General features: G+C 40.9%; 14 protein-coding genes. 2 read left to right on the top strand and 12 right to left on the bottom strand.

Translation table 11 applies throughout. The features are described 5' to 3' along the window. Positions 1–10 precede the first annotated feature (10 nt). Positions 11–1870: a CocE/NonD family hydrolase gene (locus FPL27_RS12655; protein WP_143961437.1), complete on the bottom strand. Its 1860-nt coding sequence runs from the start codon at positions 1868–1870 to the stop codon at positions 11–13. 102 nt (positions 1871–1972) lie between these two features. Between FPL27_RS12655 and kdsB the strand changes: the two genes are divergently transcribed. Next, on the top strand, positions 1973–2707 hold the full coding sequence (gene kdsB / locus FPL27_RS12650) for a 3-deoxy-manno-octulosonate cytidylyltransferase (RefSeq protein WP_143961436.1): 735 nt from the start codon (positions 1973–1975) through the stop codon (positions 2705–2707). On the opposite strand, the gene FPL27_RS12645 is transcribed toward kdsB, so the two are convergent. The 3 genes from FPL27_RS12645 to FPL27_RS12635 all read right to left on the bottom strand — a co-directional run bounded on the left by FPL27_RS12645 (position 2704) and on the right by FPL27_RS12635 (position 4397). Continuing rightward, positions 2704–3051, bottom strand: a complete 348-nt coding sequence (locus tag FPL27_RS12645; protein ID WP_143961435.1) for a hypothetical protein — start codon at positions 3049–3051, stop codon at positions 2704–2706. The two genes, kdsB and FPL27_RS12645, sit on opposite strands and share 4 nt — an antisense overlap. A 144-nt stretch (positions 3052–3195) precedes the next feature. Beyond that, positions 3196–3690 carry a hypothetical protein gene (locus tag FPL27_RS12640; RefSeq protein WP_143961434.1) on the bottom strand — a complete coding sequence of 165 codons (495 nt, stop codon included), beginning with the start codon at positions 3688–3690 and terminating at the stop codon, positions 3196–3198. Continuing rightward, on the bottom strand, positions 3687–4397 hold the full coding sequence (locus FPL27_RS12635; protein ID WP_143961433.1) for an RsmE family RNA methyltransferase: 711 nt from the start codon (positions 4395–4397) through the stop codon (positions 3687–3689). The genes FPL27_RS12640 and FPL27_RS12635 overlap by 4 nt, the downstream gene beginning before the upstream one ends. A gap of 295 nt (positions 4398–4692) precedes the next feature. Between FPL27_RS12635 and FPL27_RS12630 the strand changes: the two genes are divergently transcribed. Then, positions 4693–5934 carry a S8 family serine peptidase gene (locus FPL27_RS12630; protein WP_143961432.1) on the top strand — a complete coding sequence of 414 codons (1242 nt, stop codon included), beginning with the start codon at positions 4693–4695 and terminating at the stop codon, positions 5932–5934. An 82-nt stretch (positions 5935–6016) separates the two neighbouring features. Here FPL27_RS12630 and FPL27_RS12625 read toward each other — a convergent pair whose 3' ends face one another. The 8 genes from FPL27_RS12625 to sufD form a co-directional block, all read right to left on the bottom strand. Then, positions 6017–7729 carry a DEAD/DEAH box helicase gene (locus tag FPL27_RS12625; RefSeq protein ID WP_143962159.1) on the bottom strand — a complete coding sequence of 571 codons (1713 nt, stop codon included), beginning with the start codon at positions 7727–7729 and terminating at the stop codon, positions 6017–6019. Positions 7730–7960: 231 nt separating this feature from the next. Then, positions 7961–8221 (bottom strand): acyl-CoA-binding protein, encoded by a 261-nt coding sequence (locus FPL27_RS12620; RefSeq protein ID WP_143961431.1) that lies wholly within the window; start codon positions 8219–8221, stop codon positions 7961–7963. Between the two features lie 142 nt (positions 8222–8363). After that, a complete protein-coding gene (locus FPL27_RS12615) occupies positions 8364–9650 on the bottom strand; it encodes a citrate synthase (protein WP_143961430.1) in 1287 nt (428 codons plus the stop codon). A 299-nt stretch (positions 9651–9949) separates the two neighbouring features. After that, positions 9950–10366 carry a BrxA/BrxB family bacilliredoxin gene (locus FPL27_RS12610; protein ID WP_143961429.1) on the bottom strand — a complete coding sequence of 139 codons (417 nt, stop codon included), beginning with the start codon at positions 10364–10366 and terminating at the stop codon, positions 9950–9952. 14 nt (positions 10367–10380) lie between these two features. Further along, positions 10381–10722 (bottom strand): DUF59 domain-containing protein, encoded by a 342-nt coding sequence (locus FPL27_RS12605; RefSeq protein ID WP_143961428.1) that lies wholly within the window; start codon positions 10720–10722, stop codon positions 10381–10383. After that, positions 10719–11153, bottom strand: coding sequence for a SufE family protein (locus tag FPL27_RS12600; protein WP_143961427.1), 435 nt, complete (start codon positions 11151–11153; stop codon positions 10719–10721). The genes FPL27_RS12605 and FPL27_RS12600 overlap by 4 nt, the downstream gene beginning before the upstream one ends. Continuing rightward, positions 11150–12373: a SufS family cysteine desulfurase gene (locus tag FPL27_RS12595; RefSeq protein WP_143961426.1), complete on the bottom strand. Its 1224-nt coding sequence runs from the start codon at positions 12371–12373 to the stop codon at positions 11150–11152. The genes FPL27_RS12600 and FPL27_RS12595 overlap by 4 nt, the downstream gene beginning before the upstream one ends. An 11-nt stretch (positions 12374–12384) precedes the next feature. After that, positions 12385–13638 (bottom strand): Fe-S cluster assembly protein SufD, encoded by a 1254-nt coding sequence (gene sufD / locus FPL27_RS12590; protein ID WP_143961425.1) that lies wholly within the window; start codon positions 13636–13638, stop codon positions 12385–12387. Positions 13639–13650: the final 12 nt, after the last annotated feature.

The raw sequence follows: 13650 nt of genomic DNA, 5'->3' as shown, positions 1-13650 counted from the left end.
TAAAGAATCTTTACCTTATAACCTGCACTTGGATATGAGAAGGGTGACTCTCAGAGAAATAGACCGTATGGTCTGCCTTAATGAAATCGCTCTCCTCAGCCTTGAAAATGTTGTCTACGTACTTTTGTGGGTTTCGGTCGATCAAGGGAAACCAAGTACTTTGAACCTGGAACTGAATCTTGTGGCCCTTTTTGAAGGTATGCAAAACATCTTGTAGCTGAAATTTCACCTCGGTGATTTCATCAGGAGTAAAAGGACTGGGCTCGGAAAAGCTCTCCCTATACCTGCCTCTTATCACATCGGAGCGCACCATTTGGTGATAGTTGCCCATTTGCATGCCATCCTGCACATGATCATGATTTGGCGTGTCGGCTGGATAAACATCTACTAACTTGACCACCCAATCAGCATCAGTACCAGTGATGGATACCTTCAAGTTGGCAAAAATCTCTCCGGCCATAGTGATGTCCTCTTCTAATACTTCAGTCTCAAATACCAATACATCAGGTCTACGAGCCGCAAATCGCTGGTCATCGGCCATGTATTTTCTCGGAGTAAAGTTGAGTTTGATATCCTCGCTGTAAGGAACCGGTTTGTTAGGGTCAGAAGAAAAAGTTTCCTTCCCCTCACCACTTGGCTGATCTCGGCTGGTTTTTTGGTTGTCGTGGAAATAATAAGAAACCGTTTCCGCTTCATTTGGAGGCCAGGTGTTAAAGGTAAACCATTCCTTTTTACCTGTATCAAACATATAGGCTTCTGGTAGATCGGTTTTGCCATCAGCTTCACCTTTCAGGAAGTGATGGAAAAATTTAGACTCAATATTTTCCTGATACCACGTCGAGATCGAGTCTCCAAAATAGACATTGGAAACCTTTTGCACGCCTCGCTCCCTTGACCAGTCACCATGGGACCATGGGCCCATCACAATCGTGTTATAGTTATCGTTATGCTTTTCGATGGTCTTGTATATTTCCAATGGGCCATAAAGGTCTTCAGCATCAAACCATCCGCCAACAACCATTACAGCAGGTCTGATATCCTCTTTTAAATGGGGGATGATGGATCTTTTCTGCCAAAACTCATTGTAATCAGGGTTTTCTTTCAATTGAGTCCAGAAGAAATTGTCTTCCTTATAATATTTGTCAGCATTTTTCAGAGGCCCCATGTCCATGAAAAACTGGTAGCCATCCTTTGTACCGGGATCTACCATTTCGTACCAAGCCGTCTCTGTCGGACCGTCATGTTGGTAGCCAAAAACGGTGGTAGCTAACCAATAGCTCAGAAAATATGCACCATTGTGGTGAAAATCATCAAAATAAAAATCACCAATTGGAGCCTGCGGAGATACTGCTTTCAATGCCTCGTGGGCAAAAGGCAATGATGCGGCTGAATAAAAACCTGGGTAGCTGATGCCCCACTGTCCAAATCTCCCATTGTTATTTTCAATATTTTCAAGCAACCACTCGATTGTATCAAAGGTGTCAGTGCTTTCATCGATTTCCGTCATTTCATCCTTGCGGTAGGGTATGGTGGGCCGCATGTTGTCGTAGTCACCTTCCGACATCCATCTTCCTCTTACATCCTGATAGACGAAAATATACCCCTCACGCATCATTTTCTCTGAAGGTCCCACTGCAGGTTTAAACTTTTCCTCCCCATAAGGGCCCGCACTATAAGGCGTTCTTTGCATCACCACTGGGTAATCATGGCTTTTATCTTTCGGAGTGTAGATTACGGTATGGAGTTTTACCCCATCCCGCATGGGGATCTGAAATTCCTTTTTCTCGTAATTTTCTTGAACATAGGATTGTCCAAAGGTTAGCTGCTGTATAAAAAGCAGTATCAATAGGGTACAAGTAAGTTTTTTCATCGTGAATTTTCTTTTCCAAAAACAATATACCAAAAACCGTAAAAATTTACCAAAGAATATGACAGGGAGTGATATTTGAGGATAATTCACTAAAATTGTCCTATGAAAAAAATCGCACTTATACCTGCCCGATATGCCGCCACCCGATTTCCAGCCAAGCTTACCGCGGATCTTTGCGGCAAGCCGGTGATTGTCAGGACCTATTTGAGCACTTTGGAGTCTGAGGTTTTTGATGAGGTGGTAGTAGTGACTGATCATCGGGAGATTGAAAGCTTAATCCAAGAAGTAGGAGGGATAGTGTTTTTTAGCGAAACAGAGCATCAAAGCGGTTCCGATAGGATTGCGGAAGCTGCGAAAGAGTTAAATGGTGATGTTTTCGTCAATGTTCAAGGGGATGAGCCTTTTCAGGATGCACATTCATTATCAGAATTGGTAAAGGTATTTGAGGATAGTCAGGTCCAAGTGGCTTCGTTGATGACCACCATACAAGATGATGCTCAATTCAATGATCCAAATGCTGTCAAGGTGGTGGTGGATCAACAATGGGATTCACTTTACTTCAGTCGCTCCCCAATTCCATATTTTAGGAACGAAAAAATTCAACGGAATGTGTTCAGGCACATTGGAGTCTATGCCTACAGGAAAGAGTCTCTGCTTACTTTCACCCAATTGTCTAAGTCTTACCTAGAGGAAGCTGAAATGTTGGAGCAATTGAGGTTGCTAGAGGCGGGTATCAAAATAAGAATGGTCTTCACCGAACATGAGACCATTGCGATAGATACCCCTTCGGATCTGGAAAGAGCAATCGAGTTTTTTAAGTCAGGCAAAGGAGCTTAATCCTCCCTTACCTGAATGTTTTTTTCATACCAGTCAGCCCCGAAATAGCCTCCGCAATACATCAGCAGATAAACTGGCAGAAGGTAGATCATGTTTGCATATTCCTGCCCTACAAAGTAAAAGCAAGTGATAGTTGTGATCACCAAAAGGGGGGTGGTTAATAATTTCAAATACTTGAAGATTCCTGCACCTACAAGAAAAAGAAGTACGGGATAGGTCATCTTGAGAAAAAACGTTTCGTATCCATGAATATAGATAGGATCAAAGCTACCTGCAATTTTAAAAGAAAAGACTATAATGAAAGTCCAGACAGCTAGGAAAAGGGAAATTTTGAAAACTCGCATAAGTACTACTTCCTTACGTAAATAATAACAGGTGCAAATTTCTACAATTAACCAACACCAGACAATACCGCGATCGGGGTATTTTTCACTTGACGCAAATAGCTATCCAATTGTCCCGAGTTGGTAAAATCTTTTCTTATTCTATTAAAATCTCACAGGAGAAGTCCTTACCTGAGGCTCTTTGATGACAATAAAGGATTCATTTTCCTTTGCATGACATGAATTGCAACCCGTAGTAAATGTTCTAAACCCTTCCAGAAACTCATTTTTATCTTCTTGCAAAATTAAATCCTCCAGCAAAGCGATTTCATTGTCGATAAAATGTTGGGAGTTTTCAGCTCTTGCAGGTCTTCTTCTCATACCATCTTCCAATGTTTCAAGCAGATGCTCAAGTTGATGATCGGCATAATCCCAGTTTTCATCCTGTCCGGCCCAATATAGCTCACTATAACGATAAGCCACCTCGACCATCGTCCTGCTAAAACCACCCATTTGGTTGGCCAATTCTTCAAATTTTGCGTTCTGGTCACCTTTCAACCAACCATCAGTACCCACCGCTCGGGTGTCCTGATTAGATTCACACGAAGTAAAAGATAGTGCTGCAATGCCGGCTATCGCAATCAATTTTAATAGTTTCATGATATATCGTTTAACAGGTTTAAAGTATGAATCGCTACGAGACCAGCAGTTTCAGTTCGTAAGCGGCTAGATCCGAGTGAACAGGGTTTAAATCCCGCATCTAGGGCAGCCTTGATTTCTTCAGGGCTAAAGTCACCTTCAGGTCCAACCAAAATTAGGTAATTTTTTTTAGGGTTAGCCAATTCAAAGAGATGATTGGGTATACTTTCATCCACATATGCTATGAATTTCTCAAAAGATTCATAATGAGTATCAGTGATGATGTCCCCAAATTCCTGTCCGGTGGTTATTTCGGTTAGTACTGATTTTAAACTTTGCTTCATGGCTGACACGGCTTTTTTTTCCAGTCGGTCTGATTTTAAAAAATTCCTTTCTGAATTGTCAGATTTCATCAGGATCATTTTATCCAGACCAACCTCTACTGCCTTTTCGGTCATCCACTCCATCCGATCAGCATTTTTGGTAGGGGCTATGCCCAAATGAATTTGATATGGTTTTTCAGGCTCCACTTTCTCCTCTAAAATTTTTAAAGTGGCGCTCTTTTGCGAAATGGATTGGATTGTGCAAAGAGCAATCTTGCCTTTGCCATCTGTAAAATGAATTTTATCTCCCGTCTTCTTTCTAAGAACCTTAATTAAATGCTTTGATTCCTCGCCCGACAATTGGAAGGTGTTAGATAGAAGTTCTGGGTGGTAAAAAAGCTGCATAATTTTCATTTTTAAGAATTTCAAAAATAGTCAAATTTACCTGATATTTCTTTATTCTCAATTATTTAAGGATTATTTCAATAAAAACTTGTAAAAATTTTTAAGAATACAAAATAACTTATTCTAATTATTAAATTCTATTTTTCATATTTGAAATACTTGGGTTATCATTTTTTAATTTCCATAGATAATATTGATTTTGAATAAGAATGAAATTCCCGTTATTGGTAGAATGTTTTTGCGCAAATACATATTGTAATATTTTGTTTTACACACCCTTATTCAAATGAAATTTATGATCAATTTTAGATTAAAGGCAGTTGCAGCTTTTGCAATAGCAGGGATGATTTTTACCTCATGCCAAAATGAAAACATGGAGGATTTTGCCACTGAGGCAAAGATAGATGATACCATGATTCCAGATCAATACATAGTGGTATTGAAAGAAACCGGACTCAAAACTATCCAAAACTGGGGCGCCAGGCAAGATGAGGACAGAAATGCCCGATTAAAAAGCTATGACGAAATGCAGGAAGCCTTGAGAAAGGAAGTATTGGAAGGCTTTAGATTGAAGGCTGAGCAAGTGGACCATGTTTATGGTTCAGCTTTAGCAGGATTTTCGGCTCGCCTTAGTCCTGATGAGTTAGCTAACCTTGAAAAAGATGACAGAGTTGATTTTATCGAACAGGATCAAATGTATTATCTTGAAGATTTCAAGGTACCTAATATGTTTGTGAACAGTATTCTATTACAATCCGGTGGCAGTTCTCAGACTACTCCATGGGGGATCACAGAGATTGGTGGGGCTGTAAATGCATCTGGTTTAAATAGATGGGCATTTGTGATCGACAGTGGTATTCAGTTGAACCACCCTGATCTGAATGTTAATACCCAGTATGCAAGATCATTCGTACCTGGTTATTCTTCAGCTACGGACCAAAACGGACATGGTACTCATGTGGCAGGTACAATAGCAGCCATCCACAACACCATTGGTGTGATAGGAGTGGCAGCAGGAGCCACCGTGGTGCCGATAAGAGTATTTGGACCTACTGGAGGTTCTGCAAATTCCACAATTATTTCAGGAATTGATTACACCCGTCAGGTAGCTTTGGCCAGTGATGTGGCTAATTTGAGTCTTGGCGGCCCAGCATCAACTGCTTTGGATAATGCCGTACGCAATCTTGCAGCCAAAGGTGTTTATTGTGCCATCGCTGCCGGAAATGAAAGCCAAAATGCGAATAACGTTTCCCCAGCAAGGGTAACGGGTACTAATATGTACACCATTTCAGCTTATGATATCAACGGAAGATTTGCCTCTTTCTCTAATTTTGGCAATCCTCCAATTGTGGTTTCTGCCCCGGGAGTGAACGTATACTCGACCTGGATCGGTAGTGGCTACCGCTCAATTAATGGGACTTCAATGGCTACCCCACATGTGGCAGGGATTCTCTTAGCAAACAATGGCACGGTTAGATGGTCCGGATATGTGACCAATGATCCAGACGGAAATCCGGATAGAAAAGCCAGAAGATAATAAAAAGTGAAACAGTTATTAATAGAAAAAGCGCCATCAACTTGATGGCGCCTTTCTTTTAACATTAACCTTTATAAACTAATCAACCTTTTGAAAGCTCAATATTTACGGGTTTACCTTTAATGGTGTTAGAATTCATGACGTCAATGACGTGCTTGGCATCCTTAGTAGGAACGTCCACGAAAGAGAAGTTGTCGAAAATATCGATTCCACCAATGCTTCTGCCTGGTACTCCGGTCTCGCCGGCAATAGCACCTACAATGTCATTCGGTCTGATTCTGTCTTTTTTACCAAGGTTAAGGAACAATCTGGCCATGTTGGCGTCTCTTGGTCCTTTTTCCTTAGAACGACGTGCACCTGCACCTCTTTCAGTTCTTTCACTGCGTACTCCACGTCTTGCGCCTCTGTCACCACGGTCACCTCTATCGCCTCTGTCTCTATCTCTGGATGGTCTGCTTAGATCCAACTCAAAGTTGAATTCTGCAACTTCTTTCAAGGCACCGCCAAGTTGAAGTTTCATCAAACCAATTGTAATCTGCTCAAGGCTTAAGCCTTCAGTCAACATCTGGCCGATAGTAGCTTCGAAAAACTGGGTATCTTCCTCGATGGAAAGTTGTCTATAAACATCTTTCACTAATTGGTCTTTTTTCAATTCAACCAACTCGTCAGCTGAAGGGGGAGTCATTTTCTGGATAGATGTTTTGATGAATTTTTCAAGATCTCTCAATCTAAAACCATCTTTTCTTCCAGTTATAAAGTTAATGGCAGTACCGGACTTACCCGCTCTACCAGTTCTTCCGATTCTGTGAACGTAATTCTCCTCGTCCAATGGAAGATCGTAGTTAAATACTGCCTCCACATTGTCTACATCTATACCTCTTGCAGCCACATCAGTAGCTACCAAGACAGTACAATGTCCTTTTCGGAACTTGTTCATCACTTTGGTACGCTGTGCTTGGGAAAGATCTCCATGAAGAGCCTCTGCTTGGATGCCTCTAGCAATCAAACCTTCAGTCACCTCATCTGTAGCTCTTTTAGTGTTACAGAATACTACGCTCAATGTATATTGGTTGATGTTCATCAACCTGGTCATCAACTCCATCTTCAATGAAGGCTTAACTTCGTAGTAATGTTGCGCGATGTTCTCAACAGTCAATTCTTTTCTTAATACCTTTACGATCTCAGGGTTATGCTGATATTTTCTAGTAAGGTCTAAGATAGGCTTGGCCATTGTTGCAGAAAAGAATACAGTCTGTCTTTCTTCCGGCATTGAGCTCAATATAGTCTCAATGTCATCTCTAAAGCCCATATCCAACATTTCATCTGCCTCATCCAAAATGATGATACCCACATTGTCAAGGTTCAAAGTCCTTCTGTTCATGTGATCCATGATACGTCCTGGAGTACCTACAACAATCTGTACACCCTTTTTAAGGCTTCTGATTTGTCTGTCAATTTGCTCGCCTCCATAAATACAAGTACTGGAGACACCTTTTTTGTGCTTTGCTAATTTTACAATTTCACCTTCTACCTGTACGGCAAGTTCCCTTGTTGGACAAAGGATCAACGCCTGAGGTTTGTTCAAAGATGGATCAACTTGATCAATAATCGGAATCCCAAAAGCTGCAGTCTTACCTGTCCCAGTTTGGGCCTGGCCGATTACATCTTTGCCTTCTAGCAAGAAAGGGATTGATTGTGCTTGAATTGTGGACGGATGGGTATAGCCCATATCTTCCACTGCCCTTAAGATTTCGGCTGAAATCCCAAGGTCTGAGAATAATAATTCTTTTTCCATGATTTTTTCCTTACTTCTCTTTGCCATGATTTCCAGAAGTATCCCATACACAGCGACAGACAGTAAGGAAACCCACGGCTTAGAAAAATGATTAATTTTAATTCGGGTGCAAAGGTAGGAGAAATAATTTGAATTACCAAGCTGGGATGAAAGATTGGTAAAATTTTGATGTTAAAAAGTGTAAAATTATAGGGGAATATTTTGAGAGGCGGCTTTATTTCCGCCTCCCATTTATAGATGATTTTGTGAAAGGGATTTCACCAAGGCAATATACTTCTGCTCGGCCTCCTCCTTTGATGTGCCTTTAAGCTTTTCCCAAGCATTATACTTTGCGGCTGCCTTAAAGTCAAAGCCTCCAGGCCTTTCGGTGGTGTTGTCACCTTCTGTGGCTTGCTTATACAGCCCGTATAGCTTCAGTAAGTCTTCGTTATCCGGTTTGCTGCTGAATCTTTTGGTTAAGGCTACTGCCTCTTCTAAATTGTTGATCTCCATGGTAAACTTGATTGTGTTGTTTCGGTTTCCAAAACTAATCTAAAATGTGAGAAAAATTTCTAGATAGCCGGATAATTTTTGTTAAAGCAAAAAAAAAAGACCACCATTTATGGCAGCCTTTTAAGCAAAATAAAAACGGGTCTTATCTTTTGTTGATGGAAACGTAATCTCTTTCGTTAGCACCAGTATAAATCTGTCTTGGTCTGCCGATAGGTTCGTTGTTTTCTCTCATTTCCTTCCACTGAGCAATCCAGCCTGGAAGTCTACCAAGAGCGAACATAACGGTAAACATATCTGTAGGGATGCCTAGCGCTCTGTAGATGATACCAGAGTAGAAGTCAACATTTGGATATAGTTTTCTGTCTACGAAGTACTGGTCATTCAAGGCAGCCTCTTCAAGCTCCTTAGCAATGTCCAATACAGGATCGTTTACACCTAGCTTAGCCAATACGTCATCTGCAGCTTTCTTGATGATTTTAGCTCTAGGATCAAAGTTTTTGTAAACTCTGTGACCAAAGCCCATCAATCTAAATGGATCATTCTTGTCTTTAGCTTTGTCCAAAAACTTCTTAGTATCTCCACCGTCAGCTTTAATAGCCTCTAGCATTTCGATTACAGACTGGTTGGCACCACCGTGCAATGGTCCCCAAAGGGCATTGATACCAGCTGAAATGGATGCGTATAGGCTAGCGTGAGAAGAGCCAACGATTCTAACAGTTGACGTAGAGCAGTTTTGCTCGTGATCAGCATGAAGGATCAACAATTGGTCTAGTGCTTTTGCAACCACTGGATCCACATCGTAATTCTCCGCTGGTAGGGCAAACATCATTTTCAAGAAGTTGGAGCAATAGTCCAAGCTGTTGTCAGGATAGTTTACTGGATGGCCTACCTCATTTTTATATGCCCAAGCGGCAAACGTTGGCATTTTAGCCAAAAGTCTGACAATGCTTAGGTTTACTTCTTCAGTAGATCTGTTTGGATCTAGGGAATTAGGGTAAAATGCTGTAAGGGAACAGATCATAGATGAAAGTACCCCCATTGGGTGTGCATTGGAAGGGAAACCATCCAAAATCTTCTTGATGTCCTCGTGTACAAGGGTATGAGTAGTAACTTCTCTGCTGAATTTATCGTATTCTGATTGGTTAGGAAGTTCTCCATAGATAAGTAGGTAAGCTACTTCTAAGAAGGTCGACTTTTCGGCCAAATCTTCTATTCTATAGCCTCTGTATCTAAGGATACCTTGCTCACCATCCAAAAATGTGATGGCACTTTTTGTTGATCCTGTGTTTTTGTACCCTGGGTCTATTGTGATCAGCCCAGATTCACCTCTCAACTTGGCAATATTTACTGCCTTCTCATTTTCAGTACCTTCGACTACAGGAAGCGAATAATCTTTTCCATCAAAGGATAACTTAGCAAATTCAGACATAAAGTTTGTATTTTATATGTAGTTAAATTCTAAAGAATAATTCAAAATTCTGGCATTAAGTTAATAAAATTGGGCATAAAATACACGATAAATTATTTCTACAGGTGCATTTTGTGATGAAAGCCGTGATTTTTTATTGCTTACTTTTACCTAATTACCTTTTTCTCTTTAAACGTTTTGGTGAGGCCTGCATCTTTATGTGAAGGAACTCAACCAATCCAAAACAAAATTCTGCTTCAAAGGTTTTTTAATGCCTATAGGTATTTAGCAAAAAAAAGCCCAAGCGGGCTTCTTTTTTCTTAGCAATAATGCTCAAATACCTCCACCAAGTGGTCCCCAATGATCTGGGCGTTGCGGCCTTCAATATGATGTCTTTCTAAGAAGTGAACTAATTCACCGTCCTTGAAAAGTGCCATAGCAGGCGAAGAAGGAGGGTATGGAAGAGTGTATTCTCTTACCTTTTGCACAGCCTCGGTGTCGTTGCCGGCAAATACCGTTGCCAAAGTGCTTGGTTTTTTAGACGACTTCTGCAATGCGCTTTTTACACCCGGTCTGGCCGCTCCCGCAGCACAACCGCACACAGAGTTGATTACGATAAAGGTCGTGCCTTTATGGCTTTTTAAGTGATTGTCCACATCATCGGCAGTTCTGAATTCCTGAAAACCAACGTCAGTCAATTCAGATCTCATTGGTGCTACTAATTCTTCTGGATACATTTTATTATCTATTTTTATAAAAAACCTAATTCTAATTTTGCTGCCTCGGACATCATGTCCTGAGAGTAGGGGGGATCAAAGGTGAGTTCTACCTCTACATTGTTCACTCCTTGGATTTGCTGAATTTTTGATTTGACCTCCGAAGGAATAAATTCGGCAGCGGGACAGTTGGGAGAAGTCAAGGTCATCAATACATATACATTGTTGACCGGATAGGCACTGATTTCATAAATCAAACCCAACTCATAAACGTCCACTGGGATTTCTGGGTCATATACCAACTTGATGGCTTCGACTACTTTTTCCTTTAATTCAGGAATTTCCAGCTGGGTTTTGTTTTCTGCTTCTTGGCTCATATAGCGTTCATCTTAGACTGGTAAGCTATTGCGTAAAATTTCATCTGTTTAATCATGGCTGCCAGACCGTTTGACCTTTGGGAGCCTATGATACCTCCCATGCCAATCTTTTCGATAAAGTAAAGGTCTGAATTGATGATTTCTTTGGGTGTCCTATCTGACATTACCCGAATTAAGAGGCTGATGAGTCCTTTAGTTATATCGGTATTGCTGTCAGCGTGGAATACCACCTTATCATCTTCTGTAGTAGTTATCAACCAAACCTTGGATTGGCACCCCTTGATGATATTATCATCGGTTTTTTCCTCCTCAGGAAAATCACCAAGCTGGTTGCCCAACTCCATTATATAAAATATGGTAGATTCTCTATCATCACCTAGAATCGCAAATTCTTCAATGATCTCGTCCTGTACCTTATTGATATCTGTCATTTGTTCTTTAGTTTGGCAATCTTGCTCACACTTTCATAGAGCCTGTCCACTTCTTCTAATGTGTTGTAAACAGAGAAGGAAGCTCTAACAGTTCCCTCGATTTGGAATCTCTCCATCAAGGGCTGAGTGCAGTGGTGCCCTGTCCTAACGGCAATTCCGCCAGCATCCAGCATCATGCCCACATCAAAAGGGTGCATGCCCTTAATCAGGAAAGAAAGTACACTTACTTTGTTTTCGGCGGTTCCATAAGGAATAAAGCCTTTAATGGAGGTAAGCTTCTCGGTGGCGTAGGAGAGGAGCTCATTTTCGTGATCTACAATCTGCTTTTTGCCAATGGAGTTTACAAATTCCAACGCCTTTTCAAAAGCGATTACATCACCGATATTCGGAGTGCCAGCCTCAAATTTGAAAGGGATATCATTAAAAGTGGTTTTTGCGAAAGTCACTTCTTTGATCATTTCACCACCGCCTTGATAAGGGGGCATTGCTTCCAATACTTCTCTTTTCCCATACAGCACCCCTAGTCCAGTCGGTCCGTAGATTTTATGAGCTGAAAATGCAAAGAAGTCACAATCCAATTTTTGAACATCAATTGTCAAATGCGAAGAAGATTGTGCCCCATCAAGTAGGACTTTCGCCCCGACGCTATGCGCTTTCTCGATGATTTCTTCAACAGGGTTGATAGTTCCTAATGCATTGCTGACATGAACGATGGAAACTAGTTTGGTTTTAGAAGAAAGGAGCTTTTCAAATTCATGAAAGATGATTTCTCCTTTATCGTTAATTGGAATTACTCTAAGTTTGGCACCGGCGGCTTCGCAAAGCAATTGCCAGGGTACTATATTAGAGTGATGCTCTAGGGTAGAGATAATAATTTCATCCCCTTCTTTCACAAATTTTCTCCCAAAGGATGAGGCCACCAGGTTGATAGCTTCAGTCGTTCCCTTCGTGAAAATTACTTCCTCAACTTCCTTGGCACCTATAAACTCTTGGATAAGCTTCCGAGTATTTTCATACTTTTTGGTTGCTCGATCCGCAAGGGTATGGGCTCCCCGGTGAATATTGGAGTTATCTGTTTTATAATAATAGTCAAGCGCCTCAATCACAGAAAGCGGTTTCTGGGTCGTGGCAGCATTGTCTAAATACACCAAAGGCTTCCCATTTACCTCTTGATGAAGTATCGGAAAAGCAGCCCTGATGTCTTGAATATTTATGCTCATAAATTAGCCTCTTAGAAGTTTGTACCTAACTTTTTCTGAACTAAGTCAATACAATACTCTTTGAAAGCTTCAATTTTGACATGCTCGATTACATCACCAGCAAAAGCATACAATAGCAATGCTTTACCTTGATCTTTGTCGATTCCTCTAGCTTGTAGATAAAACAAGGCTTCTTCGTCAAGTTGACCTGTAGTACAACCGTGAGAACACTTCACATCATCAGCCCAAATCTCAAGCTGAGGTTTGGTGTTAATGGTTGCCTCATCGGAAAGAAGGATGTTATTGTTTTGTTGGAAAGCATTAGTTTTTTGGGCGTCCTCACGCACAAAAATCTTACCGTTGAAAACTCCTCTGGACTTGTCTGTTAGAACACCTTTATAAAGTTCATTGGACTCACAATGAGGTTTGGTATGGTCTACATTTGTGTGATTATCCACATGGGTTTTGCCCCCTAGGAGATATAGGCCATACATATTACCTTCACAACCGGTGTCCAGTAGATTCAAGGTCACATTGTTTCGGATCATATCGCCTTCCAGCGATAGTAAAAACGAAGTGAATGTTGAGTCTCTATGGATATCAGTCAACAGATTGTTCACTTCTAAGGCCTCGCTGTTCTGAATTTGTACTCTATAATAATGTATGTGAGAATTTGCCGCCGTTCTGATTTCCACACTTCCGTTTAGGAAATAGGTTTCTTCATCCTGGCTAACCGCCTGGTCGATAAAAACAGCTTCAGTATTTTCAGCACAATCAATCCAGATTTTTGGAGTAATAAGCTGGCCCTCATTAGCTTTTACTAGATTGAGTATTAAAACAGGTTTGTCGAGTACTTTGTTTTTAGGAATTTGGATATAAATGCCATTTTCAAAACTTGCATTGTTCAATGCCAAATAACTGTCTCCATAAAGATCCTTTATAGTAAAAGGACTTTCCCCAGAACCGATTGTAGACACGCTATATCCTTCTCCAATACGGCTAAGCTCGCTTGAGAATTGCCCGTTGTTGAAAACCAACACGTCTGCATCCAAATTTTTGATGATGGCATTGGTAACATCCTCTTCGGTTAGATAGAAAGGCTTTGCCTGCTGAAAGGCCTGGATCTTATTTTCGATCCGTTTGGTGATATTTGTAAATTTATATTCTTCGTGCTTATTGGTCGGAAAACCATTGTCACGAATAATCTGCACAGCCTCGCTGTTACCATTCGGTTGAACCGAAGATAGAAGGCTGTCAATAATATTATCCTTTGTGATTGTAGTCATTGTGTAATTGTC

Origin of the sequence: Litoribacter populi (assembly GCF_007483685.1) — a bacterium.
GTDB classification, from domain to species: domain Bacteria; phylum Bacteroidota; class Bacteroidia; order Cytophagales; family Cyclobacteriaceae; genus Litoribacter; species Litoribacter populi.
This window is presented reverse-complemented; position numbering and strand designations above follow the sequence as displayed.

Coding starts and splice junctions, on each gene's coding strand:
- FPL27_RS12655 (WP_143961437.1), bottom strand. CDS start 1,870: ATGAAAAAACTTACTTGTACCCTATTGATACTGCTTTTTATACAGCAG.
- kdsB (WP_143961436.1), top strand. CDS start 1,973: ATGAAAAAAATCGCACTTATACCTGCCCGATATGCCGCCACCCGATTT.
- FPL27_RS12645 (WP_143961435.1), bottom strand. CDS start 3,051: ATGCGAGTTTTCAAAATTTCCCTTTTCCTAGCTGTCTGGACTTTCATT.
- FPL27_RS12640 (WP_143961434.1), bottom strand. CDS start 3,690: ATGAAACTATTAAAATTGATTGCGATAGCCGGCATTGCAGCACTATCT.
- FPL27_RS12635 (WP_143961433.1), bottom strand. CDS start 4,397: ATGCAGCTTTTTTACCACCCAGAACTTCTATCTAACACCTTCCAATTG.
- FPL27_RS12630 (WP_143961432.1), top strand. CDS start 4,693: ATGATCAATTTTAGATTAAAGGCAGTTGCAGCTTTTGCAATAGCAGGG.
- FPL27_RS12625 (WP_143962159.1), bottom strand. CDS start 7,729: ATGGAAAAAGAATTATTATTCTCAGACCTTGGGATTTCAGCCGAAATC.
- FPL27_RS12620 (WP_143961431.1), bottom strand. CDS start 8,221: ATGGAGATCAACAATTTAGAAGAGGCAGTAGCCTTAACCAAAAGATTC.
- FPL27_RS12615 (WP_143961430.1), bottom strand. CDS start 9,650: ATGTCTGAATTTGCTAAGTTATCCTTTGATGGAAAAGATTATTCGCTT.
- FPL27_RS12610 (WP_143961429.1), bottom strand. CDS start 10,366: ATGTATCCAGAAGAATTAGTAGCACCAATGAGATCTGAATTGACTGAC.
- FPL27_RS12605 (WP_143961428.1), bottom strand. CDS start 10,722: ATGAGCCAAGAAGCAGAAAACAAAACCCAGCTGGAAATTCCTGAATTA.
- FPL27_RS12600 (WP_143961427.1), bottom strand. CDS start 11,153: ATGACAGATATCAATAAGGTACAGGACGAGATCATTGAAGAATTTGCG.
- FPL27_RS12595 (WP_143961426.1), bottom strand. CDS start 12,373: ATGAGCATAAATATTCAAGACATCAGGGCTGCTTTTCCGATACTTCAT.
- sufD (WP_143961425.1), bottom strand. CDS start 13,638: ATGACTACAATCACAAAGGATAATATTATTGACAGCCTTCTATCTTCG.